17 protein-coding genes are annotated in these 17421 nt (G+C 42.9%); 12 read left to right on the plus strand and 5 right to left on the minus strand.

Annotation, left to right across the window (positions count from 1 at the left end):
* Positions 1–148 precede the first annotated feature (148 nt).
* Positions 149–3508, plus strand: coding sequence for a DEAD/DEAH box helicase (locus tag TW84_RS10155; RefSeq protein ID WP_045975530.1), 3360 nt, complete (start codon positions 149–151; stop codon positions 3506–3508).
* 205 nt (positions 3509–3713) lie between these two features.
* Here TW84_RS10155 and TW84_RS10160 read toward each other — a convergent pair whose 3' ends face one another.
* On the minus strand, positions 3714–4094 hold the full coding sequence (locus TW84_RS10160) for a hypothetical protein (RefSeq protein WP_045975531.1): 381 nt from the start codon (positions 4092–4094) through the stop codon (positions 3714–3716).
* Positions 4095–4461: 367 nt separating this feature from the next.
* Here TW84_RS10160 and TW84_RS10165 point away from each other — a divergent pair, with 367 nt between their 5' ends.
* The 10 genes from TW84_RS10165 to TW84_RS24380 all read left to right on the plus strand — a co-directional run bounded on the left by TW84_RS10165 (position 4462) and on the right by TW84_RS24380 (position 13013).
* Entirely contained in the window at positions 4462–4917 is a 456-nt protein-coding gene (locus TW84_RS10165; protein WP_045975532.1) for a hypothetical protein, read from the plus strand.
* Positions 4918–4944: 27 nt separating this feature from the next.
* Positions 4945–7719 (plus strand): DUF4150 domain-containing protein, encoded by a 2775-nt coding sequence (locus TW84_RS10170; protein ID WP_045975533.1) that lies wholly within the window; start codon positions 4945–4947, stop codon positions 7717–7719.
* An 8-nt stretch (positions 7720–7727) separates the two neighbouring features.
* Entirely contained in the window at positions 7728–8342 is a 615-nt protein-coding gene (locus tag TW84_RS10175; RefSeq protein ID WP_045975534.1) for an AHH domain-containing protein, read from the plus strand.
* A gap of 2 nt (positions 8343–8344) precedes the next feature.
* Positions 8345–8989 carry an imm11 family protein gene (locus tag TW84_RS10180; protein ID WP_240478160.1) on the plus strand — a complete coding sequence of 215 codons (645 nt, stop codon included), beginning with the start codon at positions 8345–8347 and terminating at the stop codon, positions 8987–8989.
* A 303-nt stretch (positions 8990–9292) separates the two neighbouring features.
* Positions 9293–9928 (plus strand): imm11 family protein, encoded by a 636-nt coding sequence (locus TW84_RS10185; protein WP_240478161.1) that lies wholly within the window; start codon positions 9293–9295, stop codon positions 9926–9928.
* A 185-nt stretch (positions 9929–10113) separates the two neighbouring features.
* Entirely contained in the window at positions 10114–10734 is a 621-nt protein-coding gene (locus TW84_RS10190; RefSeq protein WP_045975535.1) for an imm11 family protein, read from the plus strand.
* Positions 10735–10913: 179 nt separating this feature from the next.
* Positions 10914–11519 carry an imm11 family protein gene (locus tag TW84_RS10195; RefSeq protein WP_045975536.1) on the plus strand — a complete coding sequence of 202 codons (606 nt, stop codon included), beginning with the start codon at positions 10914–10916 and terminating at the stop codon, positions 11517–11519.
* Positions 11512–12123 (plus strand): imm11 family protein, encoded by a 612-nt coding sequence (locus TW84_RS10200; protein WP_045975537.1) that lies wholly within the window; start codon positions 11512–11514, stop codon positions 12121–12123. Before TW84_RS10195 ends, TW84_RS10200 begins: the two co-directional genes overlap by 8 nt.
* A 79-nt stretch (positions 12124–12202) precedes the next feature.
* Positions 12203–12811, plus strand: a complete 609-nt coding sequence (locus TW84_RS10205; protein WP_045975538.1) for an imm11 family protein — start codon at positions 12203–12205, stop codon at positions 12809–12811.
* Between the two features lie 31 nt (positions 12812–12842).
* Entirely contained in the window at positions 12843–13013 is a 171-nt protein-coding gene (locus TW84_RS24380; RefSeq protein WP_157634029.1) for a hypothetical protein, read from the plus strand.
* Between the two features lie 87 nt (positions 13014–13100).
* Here the strand turns inward: TW84_RS24380 and TW84_RS10210 are convergent, their stop codons facing one another.
* Positions 13101–13499: a PPC domain-containing DNA-binding protein gene (locus TW84_RS10210; protein ID WP_045975539.1), complete on the minus strand. Its 399-nt coding sequence runs from the start codon at positions 13497–13499 to the stop codon at positions 13101–13103.
* Between the two features lie 87 nt (positions 13500–13586).
* Positions 13587–14771 carry a mannose-6-phosphate isomerase, class I gene (manA, locus tag TW84_RS10215; RefSeq protein WP_045975540.1) on the minus strand — a complete coding sequence of 395 codons (1185 nt, stop codon included), beginning with the start codon at positions 14769–14771 and terminating at the stop codon, positions 13587–13589.
* Between the two features lie 158 nt (positions 14772–14929).
* On the opposite strand from manA, the gene TW84_RS10220 reads away from it, so the two are divergent.
* On the plus strand, positions 14930–15832 hold the full coding sequence (locus TW84_RS10220; RefSeq protein ID WP_045975541.1) for an ROK family protein: 903 nt from the start codon (positions 14930–14932) through the stop codon (positions 15830–15832).
* Position 15833: 1 nt separating this feature from the next.
* Here the strand turns inward: TW84_RS10220 and TW84_RS10225 are convergent, their stop codons facing one another.
* Together TW84_RS10225 and TW84_RS10230 are read right to left on the minus strand one after the other, a co-directional pair.
* Positions 15834–16139, minus strand: coding sequence for a DUF1496 domain-containing protein (locus TW84_RS10225; RefSeq protein ID WP_045975542.1), 306 nt, complete (start codon positions 16137–16139; stop codon positions 15834–15836).
* A 97-nt stretch (positions 16140–16236) separates the two neighbouring features.
* Complete coding sequence (locus TW84_RS10230) at positions 16237–17130, minus strand: 1-aminocyclopropane-1-carboxylate deaminase/D-cysteine desulfhydrase (RefSeq protein WP_045975543.1); 894 nt, start codon at positions 17128–17130, stop codon at positions 16237–16239.
* Between the last annotated feature and the right edge of the window lie 291 nt (positions 17131–17421).

A 17421-nucleotide genomic window follows, 5' to 3' on the forward strand; every position in this document is an offset into this window, starting at 1 on the left:
GTCTAGCTTTAAGGTAATTCAATACCGCTTTGTTTTTAAGGTAGCCGTCACACTCTATCAGTCTTTTGTCATTCTTCATCGCCTTATGCAATCAGGCTGTATATTATCGTAACTTAATGATCTTTGAGGTATTGATAGGCGTTAATTCGTGGATAGTAGAAAAGAAGACTCGATAAATATATTGAAATCCTGGCATTTAGTGGAGTTTTTTCAAGCCTACTCGTTACCAGACAAAGATGACAGTAAAATTGCACCAGTAAACGTGTCCGGTTACGAATTGCAGTCCCAAGGTAATCATCTACTTCCTTGGTTAAATCCTGCGGTTCGTGACTCACTCGGTCTTACCCCAGGTAAAAAGTGTGTTTATACCTTATATTTGGGGCTGTTCAATAAATCGGCGATAGATAAAAAAGTTGCAGAGTATTTTTCCACCAACAACCAGGAAGAATGTGTCTCTGAAGAAATAGAGCAAAGAAGAGACAATGAAGGGGCATCTTGCTTTGCTAAGTTGATGTTGGATGAGTTTGGCACCCCTCGTCTGGACACATTTTCGGTAAGCACGTTACCTTGGGCACTAGCAGAGTTACTCGCGGGGAGAGCTACAGCAATATCTCAAGAACGATTTGATAGTCGGTGTGACGATCTTAACGAATTTTTGGAGCGCTGGGAAACCACTTTGCCTAACCACCCTAGCTCAGAGGGTAGGCATACTCTTTGTGTGAAAAGCCTAATGAGCATGGTTGAGGGGCTTTACCAATGGGCTGGTATTTCTAATCAAGATTTGTTGCTTTCAGAGAACTCAAAGGTTTACCCGTTTCAGATGGCTTTTTATGAGTATGAGGCGAAGTCAGACAATCTTTTGGAGAACAAAAAGGCTCCAGGAAAAGTTGAAGATGAGAACGAAGATGAATCTAAAGAAGACGAATCTCAGTTACCTATTCTAAATAGCTTTTATATTCGAGACATAGAGCGAGCTATTAATGCGATTTCCACTGGCAAGGCTAGCAAGCCTCTACAAACCTACCTGGGACAAGCCACTTATAAGCATGTCGACCTGTATACCAACGATTCGATACCGTTAATTCATAATCACTTGAACCCCAAAGAAACACCAGAAGGAAGGTGGCTGACAGAGCCTGCACATAACATGTCTTTAATGCAGCAGTTCGCCATCAATACGGTATTTAAGGAGCTGAAAACAGGTGGAATGATCTCAGTTAATGGTCCTCCTGGCACCGGTAAAACGACGTTATTACGGGACATAATTGCGCAAAACATTGTTGAGAGAGCGAAGGTATTAGCTTCTTTTTCGAAGGTTAGCGATGGGTTAAGTTCAGAAGGATTTCTTATTGAAGAGCTTACTGATTTTGAAATGGTTGTGGCGTCATCGAACAATGCCGCCGTTGAAAATATCTCAAAAGAGCTTCCTCAAGCAAAGTCGATAGCTGACAGATACGCTGATATCAGTTTTTTTCGTTCTGTAGCAAATCAAGTTAGTGCTGATGAAAAGAAAGGTCGTTTACAACCTTTGGACGATAAAAAGCAGAGCTGGGGAAATATCTCAGCCGCTATGGGAGCTTATAAAAAGAGGCAAAGGTTTTTCGAACGCTTTTTCTTTAAATATCATTATGAAAAAGGCAATGAGCCAGCGGTTAGAGAACCTTCTTTGGACTTCTTGAATTTTTGGCAATATCGCTCAACTTATACAGGGCCCTCTTTTCACATTGCCAAAAGGACCTTTAACGAGAAGCTATCTCGTTTCCATGAGTTGAATGACAAGTTAGCCTATTTTGATAGCCTGCAAAAGACTTTCGATGAACATCAATTTGATGTTGATTTGCATCAAATGAACCTAGTTCTAAATGAGCTAGAAAACTATGCCCATACGCTCTCTGTAGAGCTAGATGTCCTTAGTTCAACAAGAAATGCTGAAGTGAGAAGGGAAGAAGAAATTTCTATTTCCCTTGAGCTATTGAAGGTTAACTCACCAGGTTGGTTTAGTCGGTTCTTTAACACTAAAAAAAATAAACAATATAAGGCTTCACTATCTCAAAAACTCGGTGAGTACGAAAATGTCAAAAAAGCTATTCGGTTGATTGTTGGTGATGTTGAAGCCAAAGAAACCGAGAGAAAAGGGTGTGCAAAGAAAATTTCACAGCAGCAGGTCGATATTCAATCTAAAGAGCTTAAAAAGCAAAAGCTTTTAGATGAGTTAGATGCTTATAGAGACGAGTTTAAGGGGTATCACTTACCAGAAACTACTGATGACATTGAGGGGCATGACAGACAGAGACACGCGTGCTGGCAGCAGGAAAAGATCAATGCACTGAGGTCTGACGTGTACGCTGCAGCGTTACTGCTTCATGAGGCTTGGTTGATCGAGGCTAGCAACCTGAATAGTTTTCGGTCTCAGATACATAAAGTGAATGATGTTGTTTTAGGGAAGAGTCGTGAGAATGCACTAGCGATTTGGCAGATACTATTTATGTTTGTCCCCGTGGTTTCGACGACTTTTGCTTCATTGGGAAATATGTTTTCTAAGCTACCGCCAGAATCTCTAGGTTGGCTCATGATTGATGAGGCAGGGCAAGCAATACCCCAAGCCGCAGTGGGTGGTTTGCTTCGTGCTAAGCGAGCTGTGGTAGTTGGGGACCCTCTGCAAATCGAACCTGTGTTTACTTCGCCTCCAGAGCTGATTGACTACTTAATGCAATCTAAGTTGCGAGAGAAATCAGAGAAGTGGGACCCTTGTATGTGGTCAGTTCAGACGTTAGCCGATCGCGTCAATCCATATGGCTGTATGATAAATATGGACGGTGAAGATCAATGGATAGGCATACCATTATGGGTACATCGCCGATGTATCGAGCCAATGTTTAGCATTTCGAATGAAATAGCTTACAACAATCGAATGATACATGGCTCTGACAACGATAAAGATGTTGAGCCAAGAATTCACAAGACTTTAGGGCATAATCGCTGGAATGATTCACAAGGAGACTGTGTACTCAAACAATACAAGCGTGAGTTAGGTGAGGATGTTAAAACTCTTTTACTTGAATTAGCAGCGCATGATGGCGACTTAAACAGCATCTATCTTATAACGCCATTTAAAGCGGTAAGAAAAGAGTTGAAAGAAGATCTTCGGCGTAGCAAGTCAGAACTGCTTAACAATTCTAGTTGGTGTAACAAGGAGTTTAACAACTTTTTGAAATACAACGTCGGGACTGTACACACCTTTCAAGGGAAAGAGAATGATACCGTTATTTTGGTTCTCGGTTGTGACACTAAAAACAGTGGCGGGGCATTTTGGGCTTCTTCAAAACCAAATTTGTTGAACGTGGCTGTTACCCGAGCCAAAAAACACTTGTTTGTTATCGGCGATATTCAGGTTTGGTCGGACAAGCGCTATTTTGATACAACATACAGAAAGCTGACCCATCTTCGTAACGATGATTCTTCGCATGGCAATTGCGTAAAGACATGTGAAGAGACACTGTTTGTGTAGAATTGTTTTTGCCTTATATCCTGTTAGGTACTGGGCCATCAACACAATGACAAGCTACTGTTATAGCTAACACTGTATTGATAGCGATGGGAGACTACCAATGGAACTAGTCTCCCAACTCGCTATACCATGCAGTGCCAAGTGGGCTGCGCTACTACTCTGCCTAAACCGCTGTTCAGAAGCCATGATGTGTACTAATTCATTACTATTTTGCTAACAGTATGCCATTGAGCGCACTACCATCTGAGAGAGTAAAAACTTCATTATTGAAAAACACGATATCTGTTGTCGTGAAATCATCACGTTTAGATTCTGGAACCATCAGCTCATAGCGCCCTTGCACGTTACCACTCTCTGATAGCACAGTTATAATTACGGCATCTTGTGTTGGCTCTTGCACTATAAACCATCCGAAAGCTTTGCCTCCTAGAAACCTTGCGGTTGGATAGCCTTTCAGTCTAGTTTCACCTAGTTCATCAACATACGCTGCTGATTGAGTTTTAAGATGAAAGTTTATTATCGCTGCCGCGATAACTAATAGAATGATGCTTACAAGTCCAAAAGTTATTTTAAGGGGTTTAGTCATATCCCGCTCTCTCACAAAGCCTAAGCTTGGGTACTTATAAAGGATTGCTCATTACCTCGGCCAATATTTTCGTGAACTTTTGCAGTACTGAAGCAATGAGAGGCTGAGGAGAGCCAGTCGAGTCAATCAACCGCTCGTTGGAAAATAGTTTGCGGCGAGTTTCACAAAACCAAACTAAAGATCAAAGCCTCAAGTGGGCAAATGAACGGGCCAAAGCGTCAAAGTGAAGGGTGAATCTGGGTATATGGTTAACTAAGCTCTATTTTAACTAGGCGGAATGCGGTAAAGAGCTGTCATTCTAACAGTAGATAAGCCTAACTATCACCGTTATAGTCATATGCACTTTTGTTGATATTGGGTTTTGATTATGCGTGGTTCTTCTAATGATGCTTCAACGCTAAAGCATCCCCCTTGCGTTGCCAAGATAAAAGAAATTCACTCAGAGGGCAATCGAGTGAGAGTTGAATTTCGTGGTAAGGCACACGAGCAACCTGTCTGGGCGGCGTTGGGCCGGCTTTTCACTTGTTCAGAGCTTCATTTGGCGATAGATAACCAGCTCGATTGTCTAATAGAGTTTGTTGACGATGACCCGAGCATTCCGAGTCTGACCGATATTTATTTCTCCTTACTTGGGCGAGAAGAGATCATCATCAAAGCCGAGCGGATGATTCTCGAAGGGAAACAGGAATTGACGATGAGATCTGGCGAGACTGAAACCAAATACAGTGACAATGATGGTCGCATTACGACCAAAGCGACACATATCACGAGCCAAGCTGAGAAAGTCAACAGGATCAGAGGTTCCAAAATCGAACTGAACTGAACTGACCGAACTTAACAAGGAGTTGATATGTCAGTGACCATTAATGCGAACGGGTTAAGCATCGTTCATAAAGGCTCTGGCGGTGAGGCGAATGCCACATTGCCCGACGTTTGCCTGACCACCGTCGGCCCTGCTGTGGTTCCTATCCCTTATGGCAACAATGCCAAGTCGGCAGATTTGATCGATGGCACCACAACGGTAACAGCAGATGGCGGCAACAGTATTGCGTTAAAGACCAGTAAGTTCGCTAAGAGTACTGGTGATGCTGGTGGGGACAAAAAAGGCGTGGCATCGGGTACGATTGAGTCCGAAGCCGAATTCATTTCCGCTTCACCGAATGTCTTTATTGAGGGTAAGGGAGTGGCTAGGCTGTCTGACCAAATGACGATGAACAAGGGCAACACCATGTGCCTAGGTGGAGTTCAAAACCCGTCAGTTACGGTTAGCGAAGATGAAGAAGGCACTTACACCGTCTACGTTAAGGCCAGATACCCTGATGGTGTGCTGCTTAAAAATGCCGATTTTGATATTACCGATGTTTCTGGCGGTGTATTGGCGCCCGGTCATTTTGCGGCATCTGGAAAAAGCAAAGTGTCTGGCTTAAAGCCCGGTCAAATCAAAATCCTTGTCAAAGAAAGTACCGACGAGTTTATCCCTAAGCCAGTCCGTATCACCAACTCTCATTATGTCTCAGATTACAGCGATGCTGACTTTTTTGATAGGTCGGCTGGAGGTCAACAAACCTTCTGGCAGCCAAAGCGTATTGCTCCACCCGTTGAAGGTTGGGGGTTTATGGGGCCAAGTCTCACGGCTGATCGATACTTTGCCGATATTGTGAAGTTAGAAGTTAAAACCCATTTCAAAATGCATCATCCGGAATTTAAGTTTGATGACCTGGCGGAATCGATTATCGCAGGCATTGAAAGTATGTCTGACGAGAGCATGGACAGCGTCATCTCGTTTGGCTTGCCTATGATGATGGAAACAGGCGAAATTCTTTCCGTTTTATTCAGGTTGCCTCAGCATGAAACTGTAAATCGCATGTTGGCCTATATGCGAGCACGTGGTAAAGGTAACCCGCAAACCTATTTGAAGGAACTCGACTGGAACGGCGCGCAAAAAAACGTCGGGGGAGAACTAGAATCCTTACTTAAGAAAATTAAAGGCAGAGTTGAGTCTCTCAGCGCAGAAGCTGGCAAACTGAACTACGTATATTTGACTTCGGACGTTTTTGATAAGCACATTAGTACGATTAACACCTATGCTAAAAAACTCAATGATAACCTTTCCAGCGCCTTTAAACGCTTAAAATCAAAATCTGACCATCTACTGAACGATGTGTCGGAAGTGTCAGTGATACAGGCTGCCGACAACGTCTACTCTGCGGAAGCAGGAACGATTGAAGTGGTAGTTAATGCGATACAGAAAATAGATCTAGAGGAACAGAAGTGGATTAAGGTTCGTGCAATATATTCCGATCGTTGGCAGACACCTATCTATGCGCAAAACCTCAAAATAACCACTAACTCGGTGGTGCATAAAGAGAACGCCTCGCTCAATGCATTTCCCTTGAATAGTACGGAATCTGAAACGATCGATTTGGCTGTCGAAACCAATCAAGTTGAAGGTGGCGTAGCGGTATTTGACACATTAAAACCTACCACAGATATTGTGACAGCAGAGTTCGTAGGTGAGCCTGGTATTGAGGAACAAATAGTCAATATCCAAGACAGCGTTGAGGCAACACTTGATGGTGCATACAACGCACTTATTGAGGACATGAAAGGGTTCCAGCAACAATGGGATGAAGAAAGCTATTGGAGTTTAGGTGATGGTGTGATTGACGGTGCCCAAGCTTGGGGCGCTGATATTGTTGATATGTTGTCTCCTAGTTTTTGGGGAGACGCTGCGACCACTATCTCAGATTTATCTTCTTCTGCTGTCGATAAATTGGCGATTTATTCAGTCGATCAGTTCAACTCCATCACCAAGGCAATACTTAATGAGAAGGGGCAACTTATAAACCCGACTTGGGTATTGGACACATTAGGGAGAGAGTTTGAATCATTCCAAGACAGTGTTTTTGAATCTGTTGATGAAGCGATAGAAGATGTCAGTAAGCTGTACGCGGAAAGCCAAGATGTGGTGCGAAAGTTAGAGTGTATTGCTAAACATCGACAGGCGATTCTAGAACTGCCACAGAGAATCTCTAATGGTGATGTCGATGCAGTCGAAACCTTTGTAGACACAGTGTTGATGGAGCTTGACCCCGATTGGGCACAGGAAATAAAGAGCCATGAGCAGTTCCCTAATGCAATGGCAATCATAGAAGACCACGACACGATTCTGACCTATGTGACTTATCTCTCTTTAATGCTTGAGGCTATTCCACCTAATTTCTATTTCTACTACGGCGGTAAAGCGGGTACCTATTTGATCCTTGAACTGATTCTCACCGTTGTGCTGGCTATTTGTACGTTAGGCACGGGAGTAGCGGCTCGTATCGCGACACTAGTAGCACGTTTTGCGGGAGGGGCTAAGAAGGTCAAGGGAATAAGAAATGCGGCCAAAGCATTGGATTCATTTATTAAGGCTGTGGAAAGCTTGATCAATGTACTGTCTGATTATCAGGAGCTAGCGAAAAAACTGGTTAAACGCCCACTTGGAAAATTTAAAGGCAAGCCCGTTACAACCATGACTGCGAAAAAGAAAGCGGTGAAACGAGATGCAAGCTGTAGGCTTTGTCATTCGAACCAACATAAAACGCCGCGTTTTAAATTTGGTGAGTTAGAGTATATTTAAGGTGCAAAATGGGATATAGAGAATCAGTATTGGATCCGGCTATAGAAGATCCAAATCATCCAATAAATCACGGTTTTCAAATGCAGGTACACCACCTTTTATCAAAGGCTGGTGTTAAAAAAACAGGTAACGGCCCCAAATTGAAGTCTTACGGTTATGATATTAATTTGCCGGGTAATTTAGTCGCTTTACCTTGCACTTTGGAAGGCGCGTGTCATTTACAAGTTCAACTACATAGAGGTGATCACCCTGCTGTTATTGATACCAATGATAATGATAAGGAGCATCCTAAGGATTACCACATAAAAGTATTCAAGCTAGTAGAAAAAGCATATAAGACCATAAGTAAGCGTTGTGAAAAGCAGGATAACCCTGGTATTCAGCGTTATATGGATTACCACAGTTTGTTGATATTACGTAAAATTCGTAGCTTTGAACTGCCCTTAACCAGTGTTGCCAATGCCTTTAAGCGGGGCGGGGTGGGGTGTTTAGGCGCCACAACAGTGCCAGAGCTAAGTTTAAAGTTAAAGGCTAGCCCAAAAGAGTGTACATGCAATGGAAGAAAACATGATAAATTTAGTTCTTTCAAAGAGATACCCTATAACCTAGAACGAGGAAAATAATTTTGAGTGCGTTGAATATTTATGATGAATCTTACTATATTATATTTCCAGACTATGAATTAGAGGACTATGACATTGATCTCACCCCAACTCAATATACCGCCAATACTCATTGGAGTTTTGAAAAGCTTAACTTTGGTATAAAGCCACTTACCTTTGTTGCCGATAATGAAAATTTGGATTTTTTGCAGCAAGATTACGCGATAGCATTTAACGGAAATAACTTTGTAGTCACAAAAAAACTTAAAGAACTGCTGGAAGATGGACTTTATGGTAGTCAGTTTTTTCCAGCAATTATTCAAGATGAGAACAATAATTCGGTTGAAGGCCTCTGGGCTCTGAATACTTTTGATGACTTAGACTGTGTTGATCTAAAAAGAAGTCAATATTTTATGCCAAGTGATGGAACCACAGAAATTGATGGTTTTGCAATTAGCCCTGATATGGATAATTACCGATTTCGAGAAGATGTATTCGATGCCATTCCAGAAAACGAACGCTTAATATTCCAAGTTGGAAATACAACAACAGGAGAGTTTTTCTTTCATCAAAAAGTCGTCGATATTTTTAAAAAGTATGATGTTAAAGGTATTCGGTTCTTTAAGGCGAGTGAGTATCATGTCGGTGATGAGTTCAACGTTTTTTAAGCGGTATGCTTGCTTAATTCAATTCCTAAAGCAGAGGGGGATCTCCCCTTTGTATTGAGTGTTAATAAGTCTTAGCGTATGTCTGACTTGCTTAATAAGGTGTAACCCACTTACTTTAGCATCAAGGGTTGGGCGTTTTATTCTTTTGGTAAGTTTGAACGACACAGCGGAGTAAGATGGAAAAAACCATTCCATACCAGAGTATAATATGGATAACTAAGGTAGTACGATGAGTCAATGCTATATTGTATTCAAAAAGCAACGATTAATATTAGTAAATCACCTAGAACGAGGAAAATAATTTTGAGTACGTTGAATATTTATGATGAATCTTACTATATTATATTTCCAGACTATGAATTTGAGGACTATGACAATGACCTCACACCAACCTCATATACGGCAAATACTCATTGGAAGTTTGAAAAGCTTAACTTTGGTATAAAGCCACTTACCTTTGTTGCCGATAATGAAAATTTGGACTTTTTGCAGCAAGATTACACTATAGCATTTAGCGTACCGAACTTTGTCGTCACAAACAAACTTAAAGAGCTGCTTGAAGATGGACTTTATGGTAGTCAGTTTTTTCCAGCAATTATTCAAGATGAGAACAATAATTCGGTTGAAGGCCTCTGGGCTCTGAATACTTTTGATGACTTAGATTGTATCGATCTAAAGAGAAGTCAATTCTATATGCCAAGTGATGGAAGTAAGGACATTGATGGGTTTTCTATTAAACCAGATATGGATAATTACCGACTTCGAGAAGATGTGCTGGATGCTATTCCAGAAAACGAACGTTTAATTTTTCAGCTCGGAAATACATCAAGAGGAAAAATCTTTTTTCATCAAAAAGTAATCGATATTTTTAAGAGATATGATGTTGAAGGCATAAAATTCTTTAAAGTTAGTGAGTTTGAGTATGGGGACCAACATTAAAAATTCGTAATCCAAAAGACAACTAATATTATTGAGCTTGATATGAGATGCTCCAGAGTATTAGATACACGTCTCACCCAATGAGAAAGGGAGTTATCGCTCCCACCTTTTTTCGTTGATGGGTTCCATTGAAATATTATGAATATCGCGCTAAGACTATATAGATTTTGAAGTCGGTAGATAAAATGAAAGATTACAATGAAGATTACTATTTATTGTTTGCAAATCCAGACTATGAAGAATATGACATTGAACCTGATGACTCTTCAGCAAAGCGAAACTATGATTCAGAAGAGCTTGATTTTGGACAAAAACCTTTAATTTTTACAACCGAAACATCTGATTTGAGCTTTGCTAGTGGTGATTATGAGATATTTTTCCCAATAGGCAGTATTGTTGTTACGGACAAGTTAAAGGTTGAGTTGGAAGAAGGCTTATACGGTTCTAAATTTTATCCTGCCATTGTAAAAGGTGAAGATAAAGGAATCAGAGAGGATGTATGGGCGCTAAATATCTTTAAACCTTTGGATTGTTGGAACCGAAATAAATCAATTGCCGTATACCCTGGAGGGGTCAATTCCTTACAAGGAATAGATGTTCTGCCTTCTATTAAATCATTTCATCTTTCTCATGAAGTTCTAGATGAAATACCTGAGAATGACAGACTGATTTTTGTAATGGATAATACTGACGTTACAAATATATTTGTTCATAAGCGAATTGTTGATATTTTCTCAAAAAATAATATCAAAGGAGTAAACTTTTTCAAAGTTAGTCAATATCGTTTTGGAATGGAATTTGTTTAGAGTTTAACTCAAATTCAAATAAATTAATTTATTTAGGATTAAGAAAAGGTAATGCTTTGAATGTTTATGGAGTGTTAGTTGAAGTCAGGGGGCTGTCCTGATAACGGATAACGATTGCTGCTGTTAATCATAGGTACTGCTATAGATTTCCCACAAAACTGGGCTTTGAAGAGAAAAATATGAAAAACTACGAGCAAGAGTACTTTATTTTAAAAAGAGTCCCTTACCGTGAAAAATTTCTGTCACTGCGAGCAACGTTAGATACAGGAAGAAGAAATCATACGTACGAGCGGTTAGATTACGGTGATGGTCCTGTTTTTTTTGAGAATGGTTATAAAGGCGAAATACCTTTTTATCTTACTAATGCTCAAATGGATAGTATATATCCAGTAGTATCAGAGGATGTTGCTTCAGTAGTGAACCAATATGACATACATGGTTTTCAGTTGTTTCCAGCAGTCATTATAGGTGATGATGGAAAGTGGCATGAGGAGTTTTATTTCTTCAACTTTTATCGAGATATAGATTGTGTTGATTTTCAAAACAGTGTTGTAAGGAATTACTCACCAGCCAAAAGGAACAACACCGTTTTACAATACAAACTTGACGAAAGTGTGCTAAGTGCGATCCCTGAAGAAAATAGGCTAATGATAAAGCTGTCGGGTGTGACAGGAGGCGCTTTATTGTTTCATGAAAAGATAGTTAACGCATTAGCCAAGTTTAATATTGAAGCTTTTCAGTTCTTTAAGCTGAGTGACTACCGTAAAGGGATGGAGTTTGAATAACTACAACGATGTCTATTACCTTTTAAAAGGCGTACCTTTTCGAGAAAAATTCTTGGAGTTAAAGGCTTCTAAAAATACCGGAAGGCGCAACCATACATTTGAGAAACTTGATTATGGTGACGGTCCAGTTTTTTTTGAAAATGGCTTTAAAGGCGAAGTCCCTTTCTACCTGACAGACGGTCAATTTGATGGAATCTACCCAGTGGTGTCCGAGAAAATCGCGTCTGTTATTCGAGAGTACGATATTGATGGTTTTCAGCTCTTTCCCGCGGTGATTATTGGTGATGATGGCAAGTGGCATGAGGAATTTTACTTTTTTAACTTTTACTCTCCTTTTGACTGTGTCGACTTTGAAAAAAGCGATGTAAGAAGGTATAAGCCTAATGCGAAGTACAACGAAGTTTTAAAGTATAAATTGAATCATGAGTTATTGGATAAAATTCCTGAAGAGAATCGTTTAATCATTAAGTTAGATCGTGTCCAAGGCGGCGCATTGATTTTCCACCAAAAAATAGTTGATGCATTAGCCCGCTTCGACGTTGAAGCTTTCCAGTTTTTTAAACTCAGTGAATACAGACGGGGCTTGGAGTATCGCATGGGTTAACGAGAGCCTGTGGTTGGTAAACGCTACAAACACAGGTGCGACAACAAACGTAAGGTGACTGAGTACCTGAGATAATAATATGCAAAACTATGAACAACAATACTACAAAGTGTTTGAAGTCCCATGTCGGAAAACTTACCTGCATTTAAAGGCATCACAGGATACGGGGCGCCGTCGTTATAGCTTCACTCAATTAGATGTTGGCGATGGGCCCATATTCTTTACCAATGCAGATAAAGGCGAGATGCCATTCATTGTTAGTGATTTTTTGCTCCATGGTTTTTTCCCTGTGGTTTCTAAGAAAATTGCCGAAATAATAATGCCTTACTCCATTAATGGTTTTCAGTTGTTTCCAGCGGTGTTGATTGGTGATGATGAGAAGTGGCATGAAGATTTTTTCTTCTTTAATGCTTATAACAGCCTCGACTGTATTGACTTTGATCGCAGTGAAATACTTGATTATTCGCCAGAAGACAGTAGGCATGAAATCATCCGATACCAATTAAAGAGTGACGTGTTAGATGCGATTCCATTGGAAAATCGTCTGATCGTACGCCCAAGCAAAGTCGCTGGCGGTGGTTTACTCATTCATGAAAATCTAGTGACGCAGATTCGTCGCTACATAGACCCTGATGCTTTTAGGTTTTTTCAACTGAGTGAATATAGATTGGGCGACAAATACCTATAACACCGTTTTACAATACCAACTTGGCGACAGTGTGCTAGATGCAATCCCTGAAGAACATAGGCTAATGATAAAGCTAGCGGGTGTAACAGGCGGCGCTTTATTGTTCCATCAAAATATAGTTAACGCACTAGCGACATTTAATATTGAAGCTTTTCAGTTCTTTAAGCTGAGTGACTACCGTAAAGGAATGGAGTTTGAATAGGTTGCAGGTGTCAAGAAGGCCGAGTGAGCTAACGTTCGGCCTTTACTGAACGGGACTCTTGATTGAGCCATAACCATCACCGTTATCTCAACACCCCCCAACCACTAACTCGCTATACCCTGTAGTGTCATCTTGCTCTCTAGAAAAGCTTAGGCTTGGGTATGTGTGAAGGATCAGTTCGGCAGTGGTATCGATAAGGCTGTTGTCGAGAAGGTGGCCGCCAATGACTTTGCCGTTACTATCAGCAACAGAAATGTGAATGTGCTGGTGGTTTGGCGTCAGTGTCCCCATCACCGACACTATTTCAAAAGGTTGCGTCAGCGTGATGGATTGCTCAGCGCCCGCAAGGCGAAGGCTAACTTGCTCTAAACACCCGACACACGAGGCGATAGTGCCGGCTTGAATCTTATGCTTTGTTACCAGAGACTGAATTTGCTTTTTTAAGTCCTGGCCTTTGGTGAGTCGAACGGCGATGGGCTGAATCATAGTCGGTTCCGGTATCCATGTGGTGTGTAAAAAAGGAGCAAATGGTTTGCTCCTTTCAAATGTTGGGTCGGTTCGCCAAGCAGCGGCTTAATGCGCTCTTGCTACTGTGCCTTGCGAGCTGACGGTGAGCGCCTTAGTCGATAGTGGTACAAAAGCAGATTGCCCCTTGGTCAAGACAAGTGTCTCATCACCAGCTTGCAGTGTAACATCGCTATCCACCGCAAATAAGATCTCAGCGCGGTTCAGCGTCAGCGGCTTGTTTTTTGGTTGCTTCAGCACAGAAAACTTAAAATCTTCCACAGGCACTGGGAAGTTGAACTCACCGTCGCTTTCGACTGGTTGCGTGAGGATTTTATCTTTATCCAGCGCAGCAAATTTACAGCTGCTGACCAACTCTTCAACGTCCATGTATTTTGGCGTTAGACCCGCGCGCAATACGTTATCCGAATTGGCCATGATCTCAAGGCCTGTGCCCTTGATGTAGGCGTGCGGGGTGCCCGCATCCAAGAACATGGCTTCACCGGGCTGAAGCTCAAGCACGTTAAGCATCAGCGGGGCCAGCAGGCCAACGTCATTCGGGTATTGGCTATTTAGCTCCACCACCAGCACTGCCAACGGATCTGGGTTGTTATTGGCCCAGCTAAGCAGTGCGTCTAGGGCCTGAGACTTTTTATCGCCATCCAGTTCTAACATGGCTTTAAAGAAGGCCTGTAAACCTTGTGAGGTCAGGTTATGACGAAAAGCGTCAACATCTTGCTTTAGCGCGGGGGCATTCAACGCATCAAACAGGGCAATGGTTTCTTCAAAGTCACGGAAGCCGTTCATCGCCATGTAAGGCGTCAGCGCGTAAACCAGCTCGGGCTTGTGGTTTGGATCTTTGTAGTTGCGGTTAGCCGCGTTGCGCGCAATGCCAGCGGCGTCTTCTCTGGCAAACCCTTCTTCAGCTTGGGCTTTGGATGGGTGAACCTGAATGGAAAGCGCCTGAGCGGCGGCCAGTACTTTAAAAAGGAAGGGCAGTTCACCAAATCGCTGTTGGGTCTCGGCACCAAGGGTTTGCTCTGGGTTGTGGTTGATAAAATCAGACAGCAAAACCGTCTCATTCGCGATTTGAATTTTTGAGCATCCGTTAGGGTGGGCACCCATCCAGATTTCAGCTTGAGGCTGTTGCTCAGGGTTGGCAATGCCAAACAAAGTGTTGATCGAATCTCGGCTACCCCAAGGGTAGGGTTGAATAACATTTTCCAGCAGGAAAAATGGAGCAGGGTTAGACATTCTTATACCTTAAAAAAATACAGCTAGCAAAAAGCCCAAACAGGCCTAAACACACCTAGTTTACAAACTTGCCAATACCATGAGCAAGATAAAAGAGATAAGAGTGTGACTGTGTCATGATGTGGTGAAACGTTTAGTGGTGAATGGAGAGAAAAACAATGCTTGTTGGGCTAGATATTGGTGGGACAAAAATAGAAGGTGTTGGTCTTGATAAGGAGAGCTATGCAACCTTAGTCAAACATCGTGAGCCGACCAATACACACAGCTATCAGGAGTTTCTTGATTCGGTATTAGCGGTCATAAAAGAGGTGGCGCAACACGGTGAGATCGAGTCTATTGGTATCGGGTGCTGTGGTTCGGTCGGCAATGATGGTTTGATGCAAGGGGCGAACGTTACGGTTCTCAACGGTCAGGATTTTATTGGTGACTTAACGCGTTATATTGATGTGCCGGTTGCCTTAGCCAATGATGCAGACTGTCTCGCTCTGTCTGAATTTAAAGATGGGGCGGCGAAACACGCCCAGCATTCGTGTGTTGCTATCATTATTGGCACTGGGTGCGGCTCTGGTGTGGTGATCAACAACGGCTTAGTGACGGGGTTGAACAAGCTGGGGGGAGAGCTGGGGCATAACCCTTTACCGGGTTTCGATAAAGACAAAGATGGCGCGCCAGTACAATGTTACTGCGGGTCATTAAACTGCACAGAATCCTTTGTATCAGGAACGGGTTTTAGCCGCTCGTTTGCAGAAAAACACGGCCCTGCGGATGCCAAACAAATCATGGCGCTTTGCGCCGAGGGCGATACAGCAGCACAGCAGCACTTTGATCTATACTGTGATCAGCTGGCACGTGTGTGTGCGTCAATCGTTAACTTTGTCGATCCTGAAGTGATCGTCCTTGGCGGCGGTATGTCCAATGTTGACGCTATTTACCCGTTGGTGAACGCCAAACTTAACCTCTACACCTTTAATAAATCTGCCCAAACGCGCATTGTCAAAAGTGTCCATGGTGATTCATCTGGCGTGCGAGGGGCGGCGTTTTTGCACTCCCTCGGCCAGTGAGTTACTTAACGGAGTAACGTTTGACATTGGGTTGGCTCTCTTTTGGCTCAGCTTGAGTTTGGCTATCGAGAGGCGCCCATTTTAACGCACCATTGGTTTCAAAGTCGTTGGCTTGGGTGCACGTCATATAGTGGTCACCAACCTGAATAACGGCGCCGAGAGAGTAGCCCTGATCTTGGTAGTAGCAGACTCGCTTGGCGGCTTCGCTGCCATCGATGGCAATCACGGCATTGCCGGGTGTGGTGATCACGTTGGCACAAGTGGATGCCGATGCCAGTAGTAGCAAAGTGAATAGATGGATGCGCATAAACTCTCCTTAGATTAACCCATCAACTATGGGCGACCGATAGTGAGTGAAGATTAAATGACTCGCGAGAAAAACATTCGCGGGTGGCGATGCCTCTTTAATCGCCATATTTGCGCTGATATCGAGGCAACATACTTTCGTTGCCCAACACGCCTCCCTGATGCACATAGATAATGGTTTTGTCTCGGTGTTGCTCAGACCAAGATTGTAAACACTGCCACATCATAGGGTCGTAAAGCAGGTCAAACTCCACATTGGTTTGTTCGAGAAGTTTACGCCAGATTTCATAATCTTGACGATAAAGTTTGCCAAAATGATGTTTGCTTTCCAGTTCGAGTATGTGCGGAAAATCGCGTTCACCGAGCTGCTTAAATTGCTCGATTAAGTAGTCTTTGCCGCCCACACAAGGGCAGGTCAGGACTTGGATACCGTGCACGTGGAGAAAACGGTGCAAGTACAGTGCTGTGGTGCCCGTGCCGGATGGCAGCGCCACAACAAATTCTTTTCCTGTTTGAAAGCGGCTCCAAGATAGGATCTCACGGCCAAGCTGCTCAATGCCCAATCTAGCGTCGGTGGAGCGGCCGCCTTCTTCAATGACGAGGCAGCGTGCATCTGGCTGGCGAACAGTATCAATGAATTGTGCTGGGTGAAGGTTGGATTCATTAACAGGGATGACACGCGCGCCCAGTTCGAGCGCGCCTCGATAGTTACCAATCGGTCTGTCGACTAACCACGGCGGAATACGGTCAACGTAATACTCAAGGGTCCAGCCTTTGATGGCGCACAGAGCGGCCAATGAGTAAAGTGAGTTGGCTTGCGCACTGCCATAGCTAATCAAGGTGGTCACCTCTGGGTAGCTTCCCTCTAACAGCGTCATGAACTTGCGAGCTTTATTGCCACTGAAATGGCTATGGAGCTGGTCGTCCCGTTTGAGGTAAAACGTGGTGCCGTTAAATTGGTGCTGGGTGATTGGTGTGTCGCAAAGTTTCATCTGAATCGTTGGCCAGTAAAATGGGGGCCTATCTTACCTGATTTCGCCGCAAAAGCCTGAATATGGATCAAAACCGGATGCGAGCGACGCAGCCTCGGCTAGGGTGATTTTCCAGTTCAAATGACCAGCCATAGCGCTGGCTAAGATCATCGACAGCAGTGACGAATAAAAAAAGCCCAGAGCAATCGCGCTCTGGGCTGATACAAAACATAGGAGTTAATGAAGAAAAAGCAGCGTAAATTAGTAGCGTCAGTCAAGAAAACAAGTGTTACGGCCTGTAAACTTAAGAAG

Source organism: Vibrio neptunius (assembly GCF_000967495.1).
In the GTDB taxonomy this organism is placed as follows: domain Bacteria; phylum Pseudomonadota; class Gammaproteobacteria; order Enterobacterales; family Vibrionaceae; genus Vibrio; species Vibrio neptunius.